Source organism: Pseudophaeobacter sp. (assembly GCF_048267565.1).
In the GTDB taxonomy this organism is placed as follows: Bacteria; Pseudomonadota; Alphaproteobacteria; order Rhodobacterales; family Rhodobacteraceae; genus Pseudophaeobacter; species Pseudophaeobacter profundi.
The window spans coordinates 527,677-548,262 of record NZ_JBLWXG010000001.1 but is presented as its reverse complement, the minus strand read 5'-3'; the positions used below and the strand labels follow the sequence as shown (position 1 = coordinate 548,262).

Annotated in this window: 16 protein-coding genes and 1 tRNA gene; 8 read left to right on the top strand and 9 right to left on the bottom strand. The window is 58.6% G+C overall.

Features of this window, described 5'->3' with window-relative positions:
- Positions 1 to 108 precede the first annotated feature (108 nt).
- On the top strand, positions 109 to 1,584 hold the full coding sequence (zwf, locus tag ACN0VH_RS02595; protein ID WP_417699405.1) for a glucose-6-phosphate dehydrogenase: 1,476 nt from the start codon (positions 109 to 111) through the stop codon (positions 1,582 to 1,584).
- Entirely contained in the window at positions 1,581 to 2,252 is a 672-nt protein-coding gene (pgl, locus tag ACN0VH_RS02590; RefSeq protein ID WP_278921706.1) for a 6-phosphogluconolactonase, read from the top strand. Before zwf ends, pgl begins: the two co-directional genes overlap by 4 nt.
- A 176-nt stretch (positions 2,253 to 2,428) precedes the next feature.
- On the opposite strand, the gene ACN0VH_RS02585 is transcribed toward pgl, so the two are convergent.
- The 3 genes from ACN0VH_RS02585 to ACN0VH_RS02575 all read right to left on the bottom strand — a co-directional run bounded on the left by ACN0VH_RS02585 (position 2,429) and on the right by ACN0VH_RS02575 (position 5,358).
- Positions 2,429 to 2,908: an acyl-CoA thioesterase gene (locus ACN0VH_RS02585; RefSeq protein WP_278921705.1), complete on the bottom strand. Its 480-nt coding sequence runs from the start codon at positions 2,906 to 2,908 to the stop codon at positions 2,429 to 2,431.
- A gap of 177 nt (positions 2,909 to 3,085) precedes the next feature.
- Positions 3,086 to 3,159 (bottom strand) — tRNA-Gly (locus ACN0VH_RS02580).
- 156 nt (positions 3,160 to 3,315) lie between these two features.
- Positions 3,316 to 5,358, bottom strand: coding sequence for an ASKHA domain-containing protein (locus tag ACN0VH_RS02575; RefSeq protein ID WP_278921704.1), 2,043 nt, complete (start codon positions 5,356 to 5,358; stop codon positions 3,316 to 3,318).
- A gap of 318 nt (positions 5,359 to 5,676) precedes the next feature.
- Here ACN0VH_RS02575 and guaB point away from each other — a divergent pair, with 318 nt between their 5' ends.
- The 3 genes from guaB (at position 5,677) to ACN0VH_RS02560 (ending at position 10,768) form a co-directional block, all read left to right on the top strand.
- Entirely contained in the window at positions 5,677 to 7,125 is a 1,449-nt protein-coding gene (gene guaB, locus ACN0VH_RS02570) for an IMP dehydrogenase (protein ID WP_278921703.1), read from the top strand.
- A 48-nt stretch (positions 7,126 to 7,173) separates the two neighbouring features.
- Positions 7,174 to 8,352, top strand: coding sequence for an RsmB/NOP family class I SAM-dependent RNA methyltransferase (locus ACN0VH_RS02565; protein WP_278921702.1), 1,179 nt, complete (start codon positions 7,174 to 7,176; stop codon positions 8,350 to 8,352).
- A gap of 91 nt (positions 8,353 to 8,443) precedes the next feature.
- Positions 8,444 to 10,768 carry a hybrid sensor histidine kinase/response regulator gene (locus ACN0VH_RS02560; protein WP_278921701.1) on the top strand — a complete coding sequence of 775 codons (2,325 nt, stop codon included), beginning with the start codon at positions 8,444 to 8,446 and terminating at the stop codon, positions 10,766 to 10,768.
- A gap of 41 nt (positions 10,769 to 10,809) precedes the next feature.
- Here the strand turns inward: ACN0VH_RS02560 and ACN0VH_RS02555 are convergent, their stop codons facing one another.
- Positions 10,810 to 11,403, bottom strand: a complete 594-nt coding sequence (locus ACN0VH_RS02555; protein ID WP_278921700.1) for a gamma-glutamyl kinase — start codon at positions 11,401 to 11,403, stop codon at positions 10,810 to 10,812.
- A gap of 191 nt (positions 11,404 to 11,594) precedes the next feature.
- Here ACN0VH_RS02555 and recA point away from each other — a divergent pair, with 191 nt between their 5' ends.
- The 3 genes from recA to ACN0VH_RS02540 all read left to right on the top strand — a co-directional run bounded on the left by recA (position 11,595) and on the right by ACN0VH_RS02540 (position 15,917).
- On the top strand, positions 11,595 to 12,659 hold the full coding sequence (gene recA, locus ACN0VH_RS02550) for a recombinase RecA (RefSeq protein WP_278921699.1): 1,065 nt from the start codon (positions 11,595 to 11,597) through the stop codon (positions 12,657 to 12,659).
- A 157-nt stretch (positions 12,660 to 12,816) separates the two neighbouring features.
- Positions 12,817 to 15,468: an alanine--tRNA ligase gene (alaS, locus tag ACN0VH_RS02545; protein ID WP_417699399.1), complete on the top strand. Its 2,652-nt coding sequence runs from the start codon at positions 12,817 to 12,819 to the stop codon at positions 15,466 to 15,468.
- A gap of 161 nt (positions 15,469 to 15,629) precedes the next feature.
- Positions 15,630 to 15,917, top strand: coding sequence for a DUF1330 domain-containing protein (locus ACN0VH_RS02540; protein ID WP_232405651.1), 288 nt, complete (start codon positions 15,630 to 15,632; stop codon positions 15,915 to 15,917).
- 142 nt (positions 15,918 to 16,059) lie between these two features.
- Here ACN0VH_RS02540 and typA read toward each other — a convergent pair whose 3' ends face one another.
- The 5 genes from typA to ACN0VH_RS02515 all read right to left on the bottom strand — a co-directional run bounded on the left by typA (position 16,060) and on the right by ACN0VH_RS02515 (position 20,582).
- The gene (typA, locus tag ACN0VH_RS02535) at positions 16,060 to 17,880 is read right to left on the bottom strand and encodes a translational GTPase TypA (protein WP_278921697.1); all 1,821 of its coding nucleotides are present in this window, start codon (positions 17,878 to 17,880) and stop codon (positions 16,060 to 16,062) included.
- A 154-nt stretch (positions 17,881 to 18,034) separates the two neighbouring features.
- Complete coding sequence (locus tag ACN0VH_RS02530; protein WP_278921696.1) at positions 18,035 to 18,370, bottom strand: SMR family transporter; 336 nt, start codon at positions 18,368 to 18,370, stop codon at positions 18,035 to 18,037.
- 150 nt (positions 18,371 to 18,520) lie between these two features.
- Positions 18,521 to 19,690 (bottom strand): HD domain-containing protein, encoded by a 1,170-nt coding sequence (locus ACN0VH_RS02525; protein WP_278921695.1) that lies wholly within the window; start codon positions 19,688 to 19,690, stop codon positions 18,521 to 18,523.
- Positions 19,687 to 19,929, bottom strand: a complete 243-nt coding sequence (locus ACN0VH_RS02520; protein WP_417699396.1) for a hypothetical protein — start codon at positions 19,927 to 19,929, stop codon at positions 19,687 to 19,689. Before ACN0VH_RS02520 ends, ACN0VH_RS02525 begins: the two co-directional genes overlap by 4 nt.
- Complete coding sequence (locus tag ACN0VH_RS02515) at positions 19,929 to 20,582, bottom strand: alpha/beta hydrolase (RefSeq protein ID WP_232405645.1); 654 nt, start codon at positions 20,580 to 20,582, stop codon at positions 19,929 to 19,931. Before ACN0VH_RS02515 ends, ACN0VH_RS02520 begins: the two co-directional genes overlap by 1 nt.
- Between the last annotated feature and the right edge of the window lie 4 nt (positions 20,583 to 20,586).

The following is a 20,586-nucleotide window of genomic DNA, read 5'->3' as shown; positions in this document are numbered from 1 at the left end:
TAGCGTATAAAGGTAGAAAATGAAAAGCCGCTACAGGCAGATGTGACAGGGATGTGATAGCACGGGCCAAGACTGGGTCTTTGCCGCGCAAAAGGTTGGGTGAACAATATGGTATCAAAAGTCATTCCAGTGGAGCCTTTTGATCTGGTGGTCTTTGGCGCAACCGGAGATCTGGCGCAGCGCAAGATCTTACCTGCGCTGTTTCGTCGATTTTGCGCCGGGCAAATTCCGCATGGCACCCGGATTATCGGGGCGGCCCGCTCGGGGTTCAGCACCGCAGCATACCGCAGTCAGTTGGCACAAAGGCTGGATCGGGATATATCGCTCAATAATGCGGACCCCGACGCCCTGGCGCAGTTCTTGCAGCTTGTCTCATATGTGCCGCTAGATGGCAGCAGCGAAAGTGGCTGGTCTGATCTGCACGACCAGTTGTCGGTGGCAGAATCTGGTCGGGTGCAGGTATATTATTTCTCGGTTGGTCCGGCGTTGTTTGGCCCGCTGGCAGAACGGCTGCACAGCTATGGGCTGACCAATGCCGCCACCCGCATCGTGGTTGAAAAACCCTTTGGCCACGATCTGGCCTCGGCGCGGGCGTTGAACCGCACCCTCGCTAGCCATTTTGACGAGGGGCAGATCTACCGGATTGATCACTACCTCGGCAAGGAGACGGTGCAAAACCTGATGGCGGTGCGCTTTGGCAATATGCTGTTTGAGCCACTGTGGAACAGCCAGTATGTCGATCACATTCAAATCACCGTGGCCGAAACCGTCGGGGTGCGGGGCCGCGAGGCATATTACGAGCGGTCCGGCGCGATGCGTGATATGATGCAGAACCACCTGATGCAGCTATTGTGCCTGATCGCAATGGAACCACCGGCCAAGTTTGACCCGGATGCGGTGCGCGATGAAAAGCTCAAGGTGATCCGCGCACTGGACCCGGTAGAACCCTATCATATCGTCCGCGGTCAATACGCCCCGACGCACCCTGCGGCGGGCGACGACGATGACTATCGCCAAACCGTTGGAGACCAGCGCACGAGCACAGAAAGCTATGTCGCGCTCAAGGCGCATATCAGCAATTGGCGATGGGCGGGGACGCCGTTTTATCTGCGTACGGGCAAACGGCTGGCCGCGCGTTCGTCGGTCATCAATGTGTTGTTCAAGGACGCGCCGCATTCAATCTTTGGCGAAGAGGCCGGGCGCCATGCCAACCACCTGAAAATTCGTCTGCAACCCAACGAGGGTATCACGCTTAGCGTGACCATCAAGGAACCTGGCCCCGGCGGAATGCGCTTGATGGATGTCCCTCTGGATATGAGCTTTGCTGACGCCTTGGGGACGAAGGGGGGCAATCCCGCCGATGCCTATGAGAGACTGATCATGGATGTGGTGCGGGGCAACCAGACCCTGTTCATGCGCGGTGATGAGGTAGAGGCCGCCTGGGGCTGGATCGACCCGATCATCGCGGACTGGCAGGCGCGTGGCGATGTGCCTAAACCCTATGAAAGCGGTAGTACTGGCCCCGGTGATGCCGATCTGCTGCTGCGCAGGGATCAGCGAGAATGGAGAGGTATAAACCCATGAATATGAATGAATACCCCGACAGGGAAATCCTGACGATAGAAGTTGCAAGCGAGATTGCCGGCAATCTGAGGATGCATCTGTCGCATAATGAATGGGCCTCAATCGCGGTGGCAGGCGGCACCACGCCAGCGCCAATATTTGACGACCTCTGCGCCGCCAACATCGATTGGGACCGGGTGCATGTCATGGCAACGGATGAACGCTGGGTGCCAGTGCAGCATGCGCGTTCCAATGCGCGACTGATCCAAGAACGGCTGTTGACCGATCGCGCCGCTGCAGCCCAATTCCTGCCCTTTCATATGACGGACCATGCCCCGGAAGAGGCGCTGGAGGCCATCATGTCCCGGATTCAACCGGATCTGCCACTCTCGGTGGTCTTGCTGGGCATGGGCGAGGACATGCATACCGCCTCATTGTTTCCTGGCGTTGCTGGCGTAAAAGAGGCGCTTTCAGCGCAGGCCCCGGCCTTGGCCATATTGCGCCCTGACAGCCAGCCCGAGCCACGCATCAGCCTGTCGGCTCCGGTGTTGAATGGGGCGCTGTCAAAACATCTGGTGATCTTTGGCGAGGCCAAGAAAGACGCCTTGAAGCGGGCGCTTTCCTTGCCGCCAGAAGAGGCCCCAATTCAGGCGGTCTTGTCAGAAATGACAGTGCACTGGGCTCCATAGCGTACTGGCTGCTATCGCAGACCAGGCTCCATAGTGACGCGTCGAGGGCTTTGGGCGGGTCGTCGCCGCGGTAGCGAACCATCGGCTGGAACTGGTAAGTGGACTTGCAGTGGCAAACTGGTTCACCTGGGCTTGGCGCATCCAGTATAAGGCTGCGCCGGTCTGGGCAGGGTGCATTAGCCCTGCGTCGGCTGTGCCCCGTCTTTACTGATGAACTGCTGCTTCAGCGCCTCGGGCAGGGGATAACCTGCGCTGCCATCGGGGCTGCGCAGCACCATCACCGCCTCTAGCGTCGCTCGCAGCCCGCCAGACCAGATCTGCTGTTCCATCACATAAGAGGTGTTGCGAAAAGAGATCACCCGCGCTGTGGTGATATAGGGCTCATCCAGCACCATTTCGCGAATATAATGCACATTGGCATTGCGAAGCACCGAGCGCGGTAGTGGCATACCAGCAAAATGCCGGGCGCAAAGCTGGTCAAAGTAAGACACCCGCGCGGTTTCAAACCAGCCCAGATAGGCCTTGTTGTTGACATGACGCAGGATGTCCAGCTCTGAGAACCGAACCCGATCCGCCAATGCCATGGGCTTTGGCTGGTCCAGCCCCTGCGCCAGTTGTTCTTCCGCCGTCAGCGGGGTGAGATAGCGTAATTCCATGCCGCCGGTTTGCCGCGCGGTGGCGCAAAAGGCAAGGGGGAGAACAGCCCCGTAACGGTGCGGAACAATCCCGGCTCACCCCAAACTGGCAGAGGTCGTAAGACGGCAGGTTATTGTGCAGAATATTCAGCCTGATATGGGCCGATTTTCACCGGCCATGCGGTGCTGTGGGATGTTTGGAGCGGGTAACGAGAATCGAACTCGTAACTAAAGCTTGGGAAGCTGCCGTGATACCTTTTCACCATACCCGCCGCTGGGGCGTTGGTATCTAATGGCGGGGATGAGGTCAATACGCTGAAAGTGCGAAAAGGCTTGCCAAGGGAAGTCTCTTGGCAAGCCTTTGTTTGTAAGCCGTGAATTGGTTCGGCCCCGCATGTCATCACCGTCTTGTGTGCGGTTGTTCCGGATTAACCGCGGCGGCGACGTCGACGGCCGCCAGTTGCCCCATCGCCACCACCAGTGTTGAAATTCACCTCCGGCAGGGTGACCACCGTCGACAGAATCGGAAAAGGCTCGGCGGAATTGGGAATCGCCGAGGCATTGACAAAATGCTCCTGGAAGCGCGGCTCGACGGCGGTTTCGATTTTTTCGATGCGGCGCACGGTTTCTTCGATTTCACGCCGCGCATCGGTGTTGAGCAGGGCAATGCGCGCGCCAGTGCCCGCAGCATTGCCCGCGCTGGTGACCTTGTCTAGCGGGCAGTCGGGGATCATGCCCAGGACCATGGCGTGCTTGGCCGAGATATGCGCGCCGAAGGCACCGGCCAGCACCACGCGATCGACAGTTTCGACACCAAGTTTATCCATCAACAGGCGCGCCCCCGAATAGAGCGCCGCCTTGGCCATCTGGATGGCGCGAATATCGGGGTTGGTGATGGTGATCTTGGGGCCACCGTCGGCGGATCCGTCCCAGACCAGATAGGCATTGGTGCGCCCATCGACGATGCACCGCTGCGTTCCGGTTTGCTCGGCCGATCCGATCAGGCCGGAGGCATCCAGCACCCCGGCCAGACGCATCTCGGCGATGGCCTCGATAATGCCCGAGCCACAGATGCCGGTGATGCCGGTAGTGGCGATGGCTGCCTCGAACCCGTCTTCGTCGGACCAGATGTCAGAGCCGATGACCCGAAAGCGGGGCTCTTTTGTTTCCGGGTTTATTTCAAGCCGTTCAATGGCACCGGGGGCAGCCCGTTGGCCGCTGGAAATCTGCGCGCCCTCAAAGGCGGGGCCGGTGGGGGAAGAACAGGCCAGCACCCTGGTCTTGTCGCCCAGCAGGATTTCAGCATTTGTGCCTACATCAACCACCAGCACCAGATCTTCTGATTTGTCGGGTGCCTCGGACAGCGCCACGGCTGCGGCATCGGCGCCAACATGGCCCGCGATACAGGGCAGCAGATAGACGCGGGCGGCGGGGTGAATGTTCAGGTCCAGATCTACCGCGCGCAGCGAGAGCGCATCAGAGCTGGCAAGCGCAAAGGGCGCCTGTCCCAGTTCAAACGGGTCGATCCCCAGAAACAGGTGGTGCATCACGGGATTACAGACAAAGACCGCATCAACGATAAGGCTCTGGTCGATCTCGGCTTCGCTGGCGATCTGGGTGAACAGGGCATTCATGCCTTCGCGCACCGCGCGGGTCATTTCCTGATCGCCGCCTTTGTTCATCATCCCATAGGACACCCGGCTCATCAGATCTTCGCCAAAGCGGATCTGCGGGTTCATGATGCCGGACGAGGCAATGACCTCGCCCGATTTCAGATCGCACAGATGCGCCGCGATGGTGGTGGAGCCAAGATCAACCGCAAGACCATAGAGCGTGCCCTCATAGTAGCCGGGCCAGATATGCATGATCTTTGGCGGCTGGGTCTCATCGCCCAGATGGACTGCAACGGTGACCTTCCAGTTGCCCTTGCGCAGGGTTGGTTGCAGGCACTGCAGAATATGCAGGTCGCTTTGCACGTTTTGCAGTTGCCACTGTTCGGCAAGCGCTGCGATCAGCCGTTCCATATCGCCCGAGGGATTGTGCATGTCGGGTTCTTCCACCTCGACATAAAACAGCCGGGTCGAGGGGCTCATGATGATGTCGCGGGCTTCGGCCCGTTTGCGTACCACCTGACGATGCACCTGGCTTTCGGGGGGGACGTCGATCACCACATCGCCCTGCACCTGCGCCTGGCAACCAAGGCGCCGACCGTCGATCAGTCCGCGTTTGTCCTTATAGCGTTGTTCAACCTTGTTCCATTCGGTCAGGGCATCATCGGCAACACTCACGCCGTGTTTGGAGAATTCACCATAAGACGGGGTGATCTGGCATTTGGAGCAAATGCCCCGGCCGCCGCAGACCGAATCCAGATCAACGCCAAGCTGACGGGCAGCGGTTAGAACCGGTGTGCCAACAGGAAAATGTCCGCGCTTGCCAGATGGGGTAAAGATGACGAGAGGATCGCTGCTCATGTAGGGCACCCTGTGAATTCGAAATTTCTGATCAGACCATAGGCGCAAGCTGTTGCAATCAAAAGTCGCGGAACGCCACAATTTGGTTCAGCCGCGTCTTTTTCTGCTCTGCCCGCCGCCAGTACCTCGCCGGGCGCGGCCCCTAGCCCGGTGCCTTGGTGGATGCCATGGCTTTGCTCACTGCGCCGCAGTCAGCCGGGGCGGTGGCAGGCGAGCATTTCATTGCTGCAGCGCAGGAATTTTCGGTGGGGTCTTTTCTATCCGGGGGGACTGTGCAATAGGGTCACCGTCAAACGGGGTTTTGCATAGGGGTTGCAAATGCAGATTCGTGAGGCACTCACCTTTGATGATGTTCTACTGGTTCCAGGCGCGTCCGACGTCCTGCCCAGCACTGCTGATACGCGGACGCGCGTAACGCGGACAATTGATCTAAATATTCCGCTGATGAGCTCGGCGATGGACACGGTGACTGAAGCTCGCATGGCCATTGCCATGGCGCAGGCGGGCGGCATGGGGGTTATTCATAAGAACCTCGATACCGAAGAACAGGCGATGCAGGTGCGCCGGGTCAAGCGTTTCGAGAGCGGAATCGTTTACAACCCCATCACCCTTTTGGCCAATCAGACGCTGGCAGATGCCAAGGCGCTGCAAGAACGCTACCGGGTGACCGGTTTCCCCGTGGTGGATGAGAACGGTCGAGTGGTCGGCATCGTGACCAACCGCGATATGCGCTTTGCCAATGATGATGCGACGCCGGTGTCGGTGATGATGACATCCGACAATCTGGCGATGCTGCAGGAACCGGCCGATCTGGACGAAGCCAAGTCGATGATGCGGGCGCGCCGTATCGAAAAGCTGCTGGTCACCGATGGCGAGGGAAAGCTTACCGGGTTGTTGACGCTGAAAGACACCGAACAGGCTGTGTTGAACCCGACCGCCTGCAAGGATGAACTGGGTCGCCTGCGGGTTGCGGCTGCCAGCTCGGTTGGGGATAGCGGTTTTGCCCGCTCCGAAGCGCTGATTGATGCTGGTGTTGATATTGTTGTCGTCGATACCGCCCATGGCCATTCCGCCGGGGTGCTTGACGCGGTGAAACGTATCAAGGCGCAATACCCCAATGTGCAGGTCATTGCTGGCAATGTCGCCACTGGGGAGGCAACCAAAGCCCTGATTGGCGCGGGTGCCGATGCCATCAAGGTCGGGATCGGGCCTGGCTCTATCTGTACCACCCGCATGGTCGCCGGTGTTGGCGTACCGCAGCTGACCGCCGTCATGGACTGCGCTGCCGCCGCCGGAGATACGCCGGTAATTGCCGATGGTGGTATCAAGTTCTCTGGCGATTTTGCCAAGGCGATTGCTGCTGGTGCGTCTTGCGCCATGGTGGGGTCGATGATTGCGGGTACGGATGAATCCCCCGGTGAGGTCATCCTCTATCAGGGGCGGTCGTTCAAATCCTACCGTGGCATGGGATCTTTGGGGGCAATGGCGCGGGGCTCTGCGGATCGCTATTTCCAAAAGGATGCCGCCAGCGACAAATTGGTGCCGGAAGGTATCGAAGGGCAGGTGCCCTATAAAGGCAGCGCCAATGCGGTGGTTCACCAATTGGTTGGCGGGCTGCGGGCCGCCATGGGCTATACTGGCAGCGCCACGGTCGAAGCCATGCGCAAGGATTGCTCCTTTGTGCGGATCACCGGTGCCGGCCTGAAAGAAAGCCACGTGCATGACGTTCAGATTACGCGCGAAAGCCCGAATTACCGTATCGGGTAAATCAGTTGAAAGGATGACGATGACCTCTTGTAGCTTTGGAGCCGTGGCATGACCCCGGCAGCCCGTCATCAGGCGGCCATCGAAATCCTTGATCTGATCCTGGAAGGTGAAGCGGCAGAAAAGGCGCTGACGACCTGGGGGCGGCGCAATCGCTATGCAGGGTCCAAGGACCGCGCGGCGGTGCGGGATTACGTGTTTTCAGCCCTGCGTTGCCGCCGCTCCTTTGCGGTGCTTGGCGGTGCGGAAACCGGCCGCGGCCTCACTCTGGGGGCGCTGCGCGCCGAGGGCAGCGCGCCGGAAGCCGTGTTCAGTGGACAGGGCTACGGCCCCAGCCCGTTGGAAGATGCAGAACTGACTGCGCCGCGTGACTTTGCTTCTGCGGCAGAGCGGCTGGATATACCGGACTGGGTCTGGCCATCCTTCAGCAGCAGCTTGGGGGATCAGGCCGAGGCTGCCGCAACAGCGTTGCAAACGCGAGCCCCAGTGCATCTGCGGGTCAATCTGCTGCGCGGCAATCGTGCCAATGCAATCGAAGCGCTGGCGGAAGAGGGGATCATCTGCGCGCCACATCCCGCCAGTGAAACCGCGCTGGATGTGACCACTGGGGCGCGTAAAATCCGCAACAGCACCTGTTTTGCCGATGGTCTGGTCGAACTGCAGGATGCCGCCAGCCAGGCGGTTGTCGATCAACTGCCGCTGAAGGATGGCATGCGGGTGCTCGACTACTGTGCAGGTGGCGGCGGCAAGAGCCTGGCCATGGCGGCGCGGGCCAAGCTGGACCTCTATGCCCATGATGCCAATCCCAGCCGGATGACTGACCTGCCGTTGCGGGCGCAGCGGGGGGGGGTGGATGTGACCTGCCTGTCCGATGAAGAGCTGCCAAAGCAGGCCCCCTTTGATCTGGTGCTTTGTGATGTGCCCTGTTCTGGTTCAGGATCCTGGCGGCGGGCCCCAGAAGGTAAATGGCGCCTTACCCGTGCGCAGCTTGATGAAATTCGGTATGCGCAGCGTCAAATTTTGCGCGACGCGGCCAGGCTTGTCAGCGCGGAAGGCACGCTTGCCTATGCGACCTGCTCGATGTTGGACGAGGAAAATTCTGAACAAGTTCAAGCATTTCTGGCCGAGGTCGAAGGCTGGTCACTGCAGGTGCAAGCCGCCTGGCAGGTGCAGGATGGCACTGATGGGTTTTTTGTCTCTGTGTTGACGCGGCTTCCTGCAGGTTGTTAGGTAAATCGGCACGAAAGCTACATCACTCTTAACGTGGTTTTAAGGCTTTAGCGGCGTTATTGCGTTGAACAGTCCAGAAGATGGAGCCGAGATGCCCGGTCGCCAAAACTCATCCGTGCCCGCCCTCAGAATATTTCATCCGGAACATCTGCGCCTTGGTGCGACCCTGGCGCTGTCCTCTGTTCTGCTGGTGGCGCCGATGTTTTTTACTTGGCCCGATTGGATCATGCGCGGCTTGACTGCTGTTGGCCTGACGCTGCTGGCGGTTGCTTTGCTGATGCTTGTTCAGGCGCGGTTGCGGATGAATGCCCGCGCCATGGCGGTGGAGCTGCTGACCGGGTTTATCGAAAAAGATGCAACCCCCAGTTTTGTCACCGATGATGACGGCAGTATTCATGCCTGCAATCACGCGGCCCAGAACCGTTTTAAGGACAATCATGGCGACACCCTTGCCGGGGCGCTGCGCTCTGTGCTGGCCAATCCGTCGGCGGTCTTGTTCCGGCTGCAAAGCCGGGCGCGGTTTGAAGGGGCGGCGCGCGAGGACATCGTAACGCGCCGGGGCCATGTGCGGCTTGCGGTCCATCAGATGCAGGGCGGCAACTTTTTGTGGCGTGTCGAAGATGTCGCTGAACGCCCCAGCGGACGCGGGTCAGAGGTGGTTCCGATCCCAATGATTACCGTTGGGCGCACCGGGGCTGTCCTGTTCATGAACGAGGCAGCGCGCAAATTGGTGGGTGAGCGGGTGAAATCCACTGACCGGCTGTTCTTGTCGCTGCCGGTCAGCAGTGGTGAGATCAACACTATCACGACAAAAGGTGGCCCCGTAGAGGTGCTGGTCACCGAGTTGAACCGCACCCAGGGCCGCAGCGAGCTGTTTCTGATGGAGGTCGACAGCGCTGAACTGAAGAGCCAGCAGTCCAGCTTTGAACATATGCCAGTGCCCTTTATCAAAGTGGCGCCGAATGGCGATGTGCTGTCGCTGAACAAGATGGCGATGTCCATGTTGGGCGTCGATGGGCGTGAGACGCTGAAATTGGCCCAGTTGATGGAAGGGCTGGGGCGGCCGATGACCGACTGGCTGCATGATACGGCGGCGGGTCTGGCCTCTAACAAGTCGGAATTCCTGCGCCTGTCGCGGCCTGACAAAGAGGTCTTTGTTCAGGTGACGCTGACCCGGGCGGTAGAAGACGGCAAAACCATTCTGATTGCTGTGCTGAATGACGCGACAGAGCTGAAAACCCTGGAAGCCCAGTTTGTACAGAGCCAGAAAATGCAGGCGATTGGCCAGCTTGCTGGCGGTGTTGCGCATGATTTCAACAACCTTTTGACTGCGATTTCAGGGCATTGTGATCTACTTCTGCTGCGTCATGATCAGGGTGATCAGGACTACGGCGATTTGATCCAGATCCACGAAAACGCCAACCGCGCCGCGTCACTGGTAAGCCAGCTACTGGCCTTTTCGCGCAAGCAAACGCTGCTGCCAGAGATTCTGGATGTGCGCGATACCCTGGCGGATCTGACCCATTTGTTGAACCGTCTGGTGGGGGAAAAGGTCACGCTGACGCTTAGCCATGATCCGGTGATGCGCTCTATCCGGGCGGATAAGCGGCAATTGGAACAGGTCTTGATGAACCTGGTGGTGAATGCCCGTGACGCAATGCCCAATGGTGGTGAAATTCGCGTCCGCACAGAGGCGGTGACCCTGGATAAGCCGCTGACCAGAAACCGTGTTACTGTGCCCGAAGGCAATTGGGTCACGGTCAAGGTCAGCGATGAAGGTGTCGGTATTTCATCGGATAAGCTGCAAAAAGTCTTTGAGCCTTTTTACACCACCAAACGCACCGGCGAAGGCACAGGTCTGGGCCTGTCTACGGCCTACGGCATCGTCAAACAGACCGGCGGCTATATCTTTGTGGACTCCGTTCTTGATAAGGGCACGCAGTTCACCCTGTTCTTTCCAGTCTATCAGGAAGGGCAGGAGATTGACGGCGGGGCCGAGGCAGAGGAGGTCGCCGTCGAGGTGCCCAAGGCGGTTGCGGCACCGCAGCACGGTGAAGGCGTGGTCTTGCTGGTGGAAGACGAAGCCCCCGTACGGGCCTTTGCCTCGCGGGCGCTGCGGATGCGTGGTTATACCGTGCTAGAGGCGGAATCGGCAGAAGATGCGCTGCGCACCCTGGAAGACCCCAGCCTTGAGGTGGATGTCTTTGTTACCGATGTTGTGATGCCGGGGATGGATGGGCCGACTTGGGTCCGCGAGGCGCGCAAAACCCGGCCCGACACCCGTGTTGTCTTTGTCTCGGGCTATGCCGAGGGTGCCTTTGGCGAATCCGACGAGGCAGTCCCCAATTCGGTATTCCTGCCAAAACCCTTCTCGCTGAACCAGTTGACCGAAACGGTGCATGCGCAATTCCAGTGAGACCAGGACAAGCGGGCCGCAGAACCGGCCCGGTCCTGCGATCAGATGATGCTGTCGTAGAGCGCAAATTCGTCCGGTTTTTTGCGCCGATACAGGGCGTTGATTTCAGGGCTTAGGGTCAGATCCATCTCAGGGCTGACATTGCGCTGTTGCAGCGTCAATTCGACCCCCAGCCGATCCTGCAGGAACTGTTGCAGGCGGGGTTGATCTTCGTAACGGAACAAATGCGTCACCCGGCAGCCGTTTTTCTGCGCCTCCAGAAACTTTGCCTGGCTGCCAACGTTGGCATGTTCAGGCTGCTGCCCCTTGCAATAATCGCGCACAAAATCATCAAAGCTCAGCCCGCGGGTAGAGGTGGTCTTGCCATCCAGAAAGGGGCGCTGGCGAAAGCGATACCAGCTGCCAAGCCAGCTGACGGGTTCGCGCATCACCGCTGCCACGTCCAGCTCCGCGTTGCAGACTCGCGCGAACATGGGCCGAATCCATCGGTTATAGCGGTAGAGCGGCGCATGCTTTAGCTCCGGTGGGTTAGTAATGGCCAGATCTGCGCGGGTTTGCAGCGCTTCTTGGTAGGCAGATGTTCCGGTTTTTGGCACCGAAAGCAAAACCAGTCGTGCGTCATAAAATACCAGCATTTCTATCGTCAAACCCTGTAAAATAAGTTGCTTAAACCATTGCTGCCCTGTTTAGCATCCCGCTGTTTGGCTGGATAGGTTAAGTTTGTGTTTGCTTTGTTCTCTTTTTGGTCCCATAAAGAACAAGAGGCGAACAAAGCAGTGATTGCCGCAAGCGCAGCTCTATGACACATAGAAGGGGACAAGGGACTATGGCGGATCTGTTGACCATGAAAAACAAAGTAAGCGGTGACAAGCAAAAGGCGCTCGACAGCGCGCTTGCACAGATCGAGCGGCAATTTGGCAAGGGCTCCATCATGAAGATGAGCGACGGCGCCATTCAGGAAATCGAGGCGAGCTCGACCGGGTCGCTCGGGCTGGATATTGCACTGGGCATTGGCGGTTTGCCGATGGGGCGCATCATTGAAATTTACGGGCCGGAAAGTTCAGGGAAAACCACGCTGACCCTGCATTGCGCCGCAGAACAGCAGCGCAATGGCGGCGTTGTGGCCTTTGTGGATGCGGAACACGCGCTTGATCCGCAATATGCGGCCAAGCTGGGCGTCGATCTGGATGAGCTGCTGATCTCGCAGCCTGACACGGGCGAGCAGGCGCTGGAAATCACCGACACGCTGGTGCGCTCTGGCGCTGTGAATATGGTGATTGTCGATTCCGTTGCGGCGCTGACGCCCAAATCGGAACTCGAAGGCGATATGGGCGATTCCAGCGTCGGTGTGCAGGCCCGCTTGATGAGCCAGGCCATGCGTAAGTTGACTGGCTCTATCAGCCGCTCCAAATGCATGGTGATCTTCATCAACCAAATTCGGATGAAAATCGGCGTTATGTTCGGCTCGCCCGAAACCACAACCGGCGGTAACGCGCTGAAGTTCTATTCCTCTGTGCGTCTGGATATTCGCCGCATTGGCGCGGTCAAGGATCGTGACGAAATCGTCGGCAACGCCACCCGTGTCAAAGTGGTTAAGAACAAGGTGGCCCCTCCCTTCAAGCAGGTCGAGTTCGACATCATGTATGGCGAAGGTATCTCCAAGATGGGTGAGCTGCTGGATCTTGGTGTTGCGGCGGGCGTGGTGAACAAGTCAGGGTCCTGGTTTTCCTACGGGGATGAACGTATCGGCCAGGGGCGTGAAAACGCCAAGCAATTCCTGCGCGACCATTCGGCCATATCTTATGACATCGAAGATAAGATCCGCGCCGCGCATGGGCTGGATTTCAACCGCCCCGATGCTGGCGATGAGGATGATATCCTGGAAGGTTAAGCCACGGGGTTTTTGATCAAATTGATCTTTTACGGGGGCGCGGCTACGGCTGCGCCCTTTTTGCATAAGATGCCGGGATGCAGGCGGTGGACAGGGGGGGGTTGGGGGGATAAACCTCGTTCCAACCTTGAACTCTGCCCGCAAAGGGATCCCTTCCATGGCGACGCTGAACGATATCCGCTCTACCTTTTTGAACTATTTTGCCAAGCAGGGCCACGAAGTGGTCGACTCAAGCCCGCTGGTGCCGCGCAACGACCCGACCTTGATGTTTGTCAACTCGGGCATGGTGCAATTCAAGAACCTGTTTACCGGGGTTGAAAGCCGCGATTACAAGCGCGCGACCACGGCGCAGAAATGCGTGCGTGCCGGCGGCAAACACAACGACCTTGACAATGTCGGCTACACGGCGCGTCACCATACCTTCTTTGAAATGCTCGGGAACTTCTCTTTCGGCGACTATTTCAAGGAAGAGGCGATTACCTTCGCCTGGGAGCTGGTAACCAAAGAATTTGGCATCGACAAAAACCGCTTGCTGACCACGGTCTACCACACTGATGACGAAGCCTTTGCGATTTGGAAAAAGCTGGGCGTCCCCGAGGACCGGATCATCCGTATCGATACTGCCGATAACTTCTGGCAGATGGGCCCCACAGGTCCCTGTGGTCCCTGCACCGAGATTTTCTACGATCACGGCGATCACATCTGGGGCGGCCCTCCCGGCTCTGCCGAGGAAGACGGCGATCGCTTTATCGAGATCTGGAATGTGGTCTTCATGCAGAACGAGAGGTTCGAAGACGGCACCATGGTGCCACTGGACATGCAGTCGATCGACACCGGTATGGGGCTGGAACGCATTGGCGCCTTGTTGCAGGGTAGCCATGACAACTATGATACCGATCTGTTCAAATCCCTGATCGAAGCGTCGGCGGATGTCACAAGTTCCGATCCCTACGGTGATCAGAACGTGCATCACCGGGTGATTGCGGATCACCTGCGCTCTACCTCCTTCCTGCTGGCCGATGGCGTGATGCCTTCGAATGATGGGCGCGGCTATGTGCTGCGCCGGATCATGCGCCGTGCCATGCGCCATGCGCATCTGTTGGGGGCGAAAGATCCGGTGATGCACCGTCTGGTGCCCGCATTGGTGCAGCAGATGGGTGCGGCCTACCCAGAGCTGGGCCAGGCACAATCAATGATCGAAGAGACATTGAAACTGGAAGAAACACGCTTCAAACAAACGCTGGACCGCGGCTTGAAGCTGCTGGACGATGAGGTTTCCTCTTTGCAGGAAGGTGCGCCTCTGCCTGGCGCGGCTGCGTTCAAACTTTATGACACCTTTGGCTTCCCGCTTGATCTGACCCAGGATGCCCTGCGGGAACAGGGCCGCGAGGTCGATACCGATGGCTTTGATGCCGCCATGGCGGAGCAGAAAGCCAAGGCGCGTGCCGCCTGGGCGGGTTCAGGTGAAAGTGCCGATAGCACCATCTGGTTTGACATCGCAGACAAACATGGTGCCACGGAATTCCTGGGCTATGAAACCGAAAGCGCCGAGGGCCAGATTCTGGCTCTGGTCAAAGAGGGCGGCGAGGTCAAAGAGGCAGGCCAGGGCGATAAGATTGAACTGGTTCTGAACCAGACACCATTTTATGCCGAATCCGGTGGCCAGATCGGCGACAGCGGCGAGGTTCGCGTCGAAGGCGGCACGATCCGCATCAGCGATACCAAAAAATCCGCTGGCGTGTTCATTCATATGGGTGAGGTCACCGAGGGGCTGGTCACGGCTGGCGCGCCTGCACAGTTGATCGTAGACCACGGCCGACGCGCCTCTATTCGTGCCAATCACTCGGCCACGCATCTGCTGCACGAGGCGTTGCGCGAGGCGCTTGGCGAACATGTGGCCCAGCGTGGATCCTTGAATGCGGATGATCGCCTGCGGTTTGACTTTAGCCATACCAAAGCCCTGAGCCCGGCAGAGTTGAGCCAGGTCTCGGCCGATGTGAATCGCTACATTCGCCAGAACACCCCGGTTGAAACCCGGATCATGACCCCGGATGACGCCCGCGCGCTTGGTGCTCAGGCGCTGTTCGGCGAGAAATACGGCGATGAAGTCCGGGTTGTCTCGATGGGGCGCGCGGCGACAGGCAAGGGCCAGGACGGCGAAACCTATTCGATCGAACTCTGTGGCGGTACGCATGTGCGCCAGACCGGCGATATCGGCACCTTTGTCATCTTGGGTGACAGTGCCTCTTCGGCTGGGGTGCGGCGGATCGAGGCTCTGACTGGGGCGGCAGCCATTGCCCATCTGGAAGGTGCCGCAAGCCAGATGGCGGAAATCTCCTCTGCCCTCAAGGCGCAGCCTGCGGATGTGATGGATCGCCTGAAGGCCATGATGGAGGAACGCAAGTCCCTGCAGAATGAGATTTCCAACCTGAAACAGCAGGTTGCCATGGGTGGTGGCGCCAGTGGTGGTGCCGAGACCAAAGAGATCGGCGGCAAGGCCTTCCTGGCGCAGGCGCTGCAGGGGGTATCTGGCAAGGATCTGCGCGGGTTGATTGATGCGCATAAGCAAAACATCGGCTCTGGTGTGATCCTGCTGATCGCGGAAGAGGACGGCAAGGTTGCTGTTGCGGCAGGGGTCACCGATGACCTGACAGCCGAGGTTTCGGCGGTTGAGGTGCTGCGCGCTGCTGTGCCTGCGGTTGGCGGCAAGGGCGGCGGTGGCCGTCCTGATATGGCGCAGGGCGGTGGCAAGGATTTCTCTGGCGCTGAGGCAGCAATCGCCGCAGCAGAGGCCTTCCTGGCAGGCTGATTGCCCTGAGCGACAGAACAAAAGCGCCCGCCGTCGTTCGACTGGCGGGCGTTTTTTCTGTCCCGGATCCGATTTGGACCGGATGGTCAAAAAAATCATCGACCTCTGGTGGCAATGGCCTATGCTGCGCAAAAGCCAGGCACGATACCGGAGGATCCCCCATGCCCGCACTTTGGATTGCACATGTCACCGTCACTGATGAAGAGGCCTATGGCAAATACGCCAAACTGGCCGGTCCTGCCATCGCCAAGGCCGGTGGCGAATTCATCGCCCGTGGCGGCCGGTTTGTTCAGCTGGAAGGCAAAGAACGCCCGCGCAACGTGGTTGCCACCTTTCCCAGTGTCGAGGCGGCGGTCGACTGCTACCACAGCCCGGAATACCAAGAGGCCCTGAGCCACGCACGCGATGCGTCAGAGCGCGAATTGATGGTGGTGGAAACCTCGGCCTGAAGGCAATATATTTCGAGAACTAGAACAACAGGGCATCCAAACCGGGTGCCCTTTTTTGTACCTATGCTGGATAGCACATTGAGCAAAAGCAAAAGGGCGCCCGAAAGCGCCCTTTGTTCAGTGTGATGACCTGAAAACGGATTTAGCCGTTTTCGCGTGCCATCCGCTTGCGCTCATGCGGGTCAAGATAGCGCTTGCGCAGACGGATCGAATTTGGCGTGACTTCTACCAGTTCATCGTCATTGATATAGGCGATTGCCTCTTCCAGCGACAGGGTGATCGGCGTTGTCAGGCGTACCGCTTCGTCAGTGCCAGAGGCGCGAACGTTGGTCAGCTTCTTCCCCTTCAGCGGGTTCACTTCCAGATCGTTTTCGCGCGAGTGCTCGCCAATGATCATGCCGGTGTAGATATCCACCTGCGCGCCGATGAACATCTTGCCACGATCTTCCAGGTTCCAAAGCGCATAGGCCACGGACTGACCGCTTTCCATCGACAAGAGAACGCCTGCGCGCCGCCCGGGAATAGAGCCTTTGTGCGGTGCCCAGCCGTGGAACACGCGGTTCAGAACGCCCGTACCGCGCGTGTCGGTCAGGAATTCGCCGTGATACCCAATGAGCCCACGCGAGGGCACATGCGCGATGATGCGGGTCTTGCCAGCGCCTGCAGGGCGCATCTCGACCAGCTCACCTTTGCGGGCGCCAGTGATCTTTTCGATTACCGCACCGGAGTATTCGTCATCAACGTCGATGGTGGCTTCTTCGATCGGCTCCATGCGGACGCCGTCGACTTCTTTCATCAGAACTTGCGGACGTGAGATTGACAGCTCAAAGCCTTCGCGGCGCATGTTTTCGATCAGAACACCCATCTGAAGTTCGCCACGGCCGGCAACTTCAAAGGCGTCACCGCCGGGAGTGTCGGTGATCTTGATCGCGACATTGCCTTCGGCCTCTTTCATCAGGCGGTCACGGATCACCCGCGACTGAACCTTTTTGCCGTCACGACCAGCGAGCGGGCTGTCGTTGATGCCAAAGGTCACGGTGATGGTGGGGGGATCGATCGGCTGGGCGTCCAGCGCCTCGTCCACGGCGAGGGCACAGATGGTATCGGCCACGGTGGCCTTGGTCATGCCCGCCAGAGACACGATGTCGCCGGCCTGTGCCTCTTCGATGTCCTGCTCTGCCAGGCCGCGAAAGGCCTGGATGCGCGTAACGCGGAACTGTTCGATCTTTTGGCCGATGCGCGACAGGGCCTGCACGGTTGCGCCCACTTTCAGGGTGCCGCTTTCGACACGGCCGGTCAGCAGGCGGCCAACAAAGGGATCAGATCCCAGGGTGGTGGCCAGCATACGGAAATCTTCGCCCTGGCGTTTGATCTGCTTTGGCTCGGGCACGTGGTTGACGATCAGATTGTACAGCGCGTGCAGATCCTTGCGGGGACCGTCAAGTTCAGCATCGGCCCAGCCGTTCCGGCCAGAGGCATACATATGCGGGAAATCCAGCTGATCCTCGGTCGCATCCAGGGATGCAAAGAGATCAAAACATTCGTCCAGGGCGCGATCAGGCTCAGCGTCGGGCTTGTCGACCTTGTTCAGCACCACGATGGGGCGCAGGCCCAGGGCCAGCGCCTTGGAGGTCACAAACTTGGTCTGTGGCATCGGGCCTTCGGCGGCATCCACCAGCAGCACAACACCGTCGACCATCGACAGGATCCGTTCAACCTCGCCGCCAAAATCGGCGTGGCCGGGGGTATCAACGATGTTGATCCGCGTGCCGTTCCATTCCACCGAGGTGGGTTTGGCAAAGATGGTAATGCCCCGCTCGCGCTCCAGGTCGTTGCTGTCCATGGCACGTTCTGCCACAGCCTGGTTTTCGCGGAAGGCGCCGGATTGTTTCAGAAGCTCATCAACCAGGGTCGTTTTACCGTGGTCCACGTGAGCAATGATCGCAATGTTGCGCATGTCCATGACGTCAGCCTTTGTAAGGAAGTTGCGCCGCGCATAGCCCGAACCCGCGCCAAAGGCCAGCAGAAATACGTCTCATGGGCGTCGTAACGTTAAAGCGGCAACATTCCTGCCGCTATCAGGCGGAAAAAATCCAATTCATCGCCGGTCGCTATGGCTAATGACCGGCCGAGGTCGAAAACAGGTGGATGACCAGAACCCCGGCAAGGATCAAGCCGATGCCAATCAGCGCGGGCAGATCCAGACGTTGGCCAAACATCACCAATCCGATCAGCGCAATCAGCACGATGCCAAGCCCGGCCCAGATGGCATAGACCAATCCCACGGGCATGAATTTCAGGGTTTGACCCAGCATGAAAAAGGAAAACCCATAGGCAATCAGCACCAACAGTGACGGCCCAAGGCGTGTAAACTGGTGGCTGGCCTGCAGCGCGGTTGTTCCGATGGTTTCAGCAATCACCGCGACGATCAGGTAAATGTAATGAAGGGGCATTCCGGGTTCCTTGTTCGGTAAGCCCCTTTGGGTGAGGCATCTGCTTTTGACCCGCGCTCGGCGCTCTGCCTTGGCAACGCCAAGGGGGTATTCTTGCTATCGTCTGGAAATGGCATTTTGACCCAAAGGTCAGATTTTAGCGATAAGGCCCTATATACGTTCCATCATTTCAAACCAAGGCCGGATTTCTTCGCGTACATGATCCCAGACAACAGGGGCACCGCGGCGGACCTTGGCACCGACTCTGCTGTCAACCTGCGTCAGGCTGACATCATAATCAATCCAGCTGCCGCCACCATTCAACAGGTTGAGCAGCACCGGCTGCACCCGGTCGATGGCCTTGCCAAAAAGCGCATCATCCGTTGTGGCAGCTTCGAATTCGTCCCAGAGGGAGCGAAAATCCTTGGCCTGTGCGGCGGGCAATAGCCCAAATAACCGATCCGCCGCCACCTCTTCGCGGGCTGCCTGTGCAGCCTGGGCCTCGGCGCTTTGTGCGCCGTGAATAGGGGTGTCGCCCGCATCAACTTCTACGATATCATGAAGCAGCAACATATTGATAACACGAGGTATATCAATGTCACCCAAAGCGTGTTCGCCCAGGATCCAGCCATAGAGCATGACATGCCAGCTGTGCTCTGCCGAATTTTCGACCCGGCTGCCATCGCCAATACGGGTGGCGCGCGAAACGGATTTCAGCCCCTCCGCCGCGTTGAGGAAGGGCAGGCGCGCACACAGTGCGCTGGTGTCATTATCGTTTTCGTGTCCCAACAAGGAAAGCGCGTGAAAATAGGCTTCTGGAAAGCCTTGTTCAAGTGCAGCGGCGCGCCCGCCAAACAGGTTACCCCGTACCACTTCAACATGATCTGGCAGCGGATTGCTGCCATAAAGGGTTTGAAAAATTGGCTGGCAATGATCCAGACGCTTGGCGAATTTTGCATCCGGGCTCTTGGCCTGTTCAAATTCGTGCCAAAGCGCGTGCAGCGCCCTGCCTTGATCTGCGGGAAGCAGACCAAACAACCGCTCTGCGGCCTTGGCTTCGGCTGTGGCCACGGCCTGCCAGTCGACCTCGTCCCCAATAGGGTGATCGCCTGCGTCGATTTCAACCAGGTCATGCAGCAATAGCATTTGAATGACCCGCGACACCGTCACCTGCGGCCCGGCAAAGGGTGCCAGAACAAGCGCGTATAGCGCCAGGTGCCAGCTGTGTTCGGCGGAATTTTCCCGGCGAGAGCAATCGAGGATCAGGTTCTGACGCTCAATCCCGCGCAGCCTGTCTGCTTCGAGCAGAAAGGAAAACTGCGCCCGCAGACGATCGCTCATTGGCGGGCTTTCTCTTCCAGCGCGCTTTGAACCTGCGCCAGTTTGGCGCTGATGAAATCACGGGCCTTGCGTTCGGCAAGGCGGACGCGGATTTCTGTCAAGAAGGCTTCTTCCAAGGATTGAGAGGCTGCCCCAAGAACCTGGGCAACCTCCATATAGAAGCGATCTTCACCGATCGCATCCTGTACCTTGAGCGTATCGATCGCCAGTTTTTCGCCCAGCTTTTCGATCGTGCTCATCAGCGCGAATTCTCGGTCAGGCGGCGTTTCACATAATCGGTGGTGTGACCCATCAATGTATCCATGTGTTCGCCCTGGAAGAAGTGATCAGCGCCCTCCACCTCTGTATGGGTGACGGTAATGCCTTTTTGCTCATGCAGTTTGCTCACCAGGTTGACCGTATCCGCAGGCGGTGCCACGCGGTCGGCGCTGCCGTTGATGATCAACCCGGAGGAGGGGCAGGGCGCCAGGAAGGAGAAATCATACATGTTGGCGGGCGGTGCCACCGAGATAAAGCCGGTGATTTCGGGGCGGCGCATCAACAGCTGCATCCCGATCCAGGCCCCAAAGGAGAACCCGGCAACCCAGCAATGCTTGGAATTGTTGTTCATCGATTGCAGGTAATCCAGCGCAGATGCCGCGTCTGACAGCTCTCCGATGCCCTGATCATATTCGCCTTGCGAACGACCTACACCACGGAAATTAAACCGTAAAACGGTGAATCCCATGTTGTAAAAAGCGTAGTGCAGATTGTAGACGACCTTATTGTTCATGGTGCCGCCAAACTGGGGGTGCGGATGCAGAACGATGGCGATAGGCGCGTCTTTTTCTTTTTGCGGGTGATAGCGGCCTTCCAGGCGGCCTTCGGGTCCGGGGAAAATGACCTCAGGCATGGGT

Excerpts from the sequence above, each read along its gene's own strand:
- zwf (WP_417699405.1), top strand. The coding sequence starts at position 109 with ATGGTATCAAAAGTCATTCCAGTGGAGCCTTTTGATCTGGTGGTCTTT.
- pgl (WP_278921706.1), top strand. The coding sequence starts at position 1,581 with ATGAATATGAATGAATACCCCGACAGGGAAATCCTGACGATAGAAGTT.
- ACN0VH_RS02585 (WP_278921705.1), bottom strand. The coding sequence starts at position 2,908 with ATGGAATTACGCTATCTCACCCCGCTGACGGCGGAAGAACAACTGGCG.
- ACN0VH_RS02575 (WP_278921704.1), bottom strand. The coding sequence starts at position 5,358 with ATGAGCAGCGATCCTCTCGTCATCTTTACCCCATCTGGCAAGCGCGGA.
- guaB (WP_278921703.1), top strand. The coding sequence starts at position 5,677 with ATGCAGATTCGTGAGGCACTCACCTTTGATGATGTTCTACTGGTTCCA.
- ACN0VH_RS02565 (WP_278921702.1), top strand. The coding sequence starts at position 7,174 with ATGACCCCGGCAGCCCGTCATCAGGCGGCCATCGAAATCCTTGATCTG.
- ACN0VH_RS02560 (WP_278921701.1), top strand. The coding sequence starts at position 8,444 with ATGCCCGGTCGCCAAAACTCATCCGTGCCCGCCCTCAGAATATTTCAT.
- ACN0VH_RS02555 (WP_278921700.1), bottom strand. The coding sequence starts at position 11,403 with ATGCTGGTATTTTATGACGCACGACTGGTTTTGCTTTCGGTGCCAAAA.
- recA (WP_278921699.1), top strand. The coding sequence starts at position 11,595 with ATGGCGGATCTGTTGACCATGAAAAACAAAGTAAGCGGTGACAAGCAA.
- alaS (WP_417699399.1), top strand. The coding sequence starts at position 12,817 with ATGGCGACGCTGAACGATATCCGCTCTACCTTTTTGAACTATTTTGCC.
- ACN0VH_RS02540 (WP_232405651.1), top strand. The coding sequence starts at position 15,630 with ATGCCCGCACTTTGGATTGCACATGTCACCGTCACTGATGAAGAGGCC.
- typA (WP_278921697.1), bottom strand. The coding sequence starts at position 17,880 with ATGGACATGCGCAACATTGCGATCATTGCTCACGTGGACCACGGTAAA.
- ACN0VH_RS02530 (WP_278921696.1), bottom strand. The coding sequence starts at position 18,370 with ATGCCCCTTCATTACATTTACCTGATCGTCGCGGTGATTGCTGAAACC.
- ACN0VH_RS02525 (WP_278921695.1), bottom strand. The coding sequence starts at position 19,690 with ATGAGCGATCGTCTGCGGGCGCAGTTTTCCTTTCTGCTCGAAGCAGAC.
- ACN0VH_RS02520 (WP_417699396.1), bottom strand. The coding sequence starts at position 19,929 with ATGAGCACGATCGAAAAGCTGGGCGAAAAACTGGCGATCGATACGCTC.
- ACN0VH_RS02515 (WP_232405645.1), bottom strand. The coding sequence starts at position 20,582 with ATGCCTGAGGTCATTTTCCCCGGACCCGAAGGCCGCCTGGAAGGCCGC.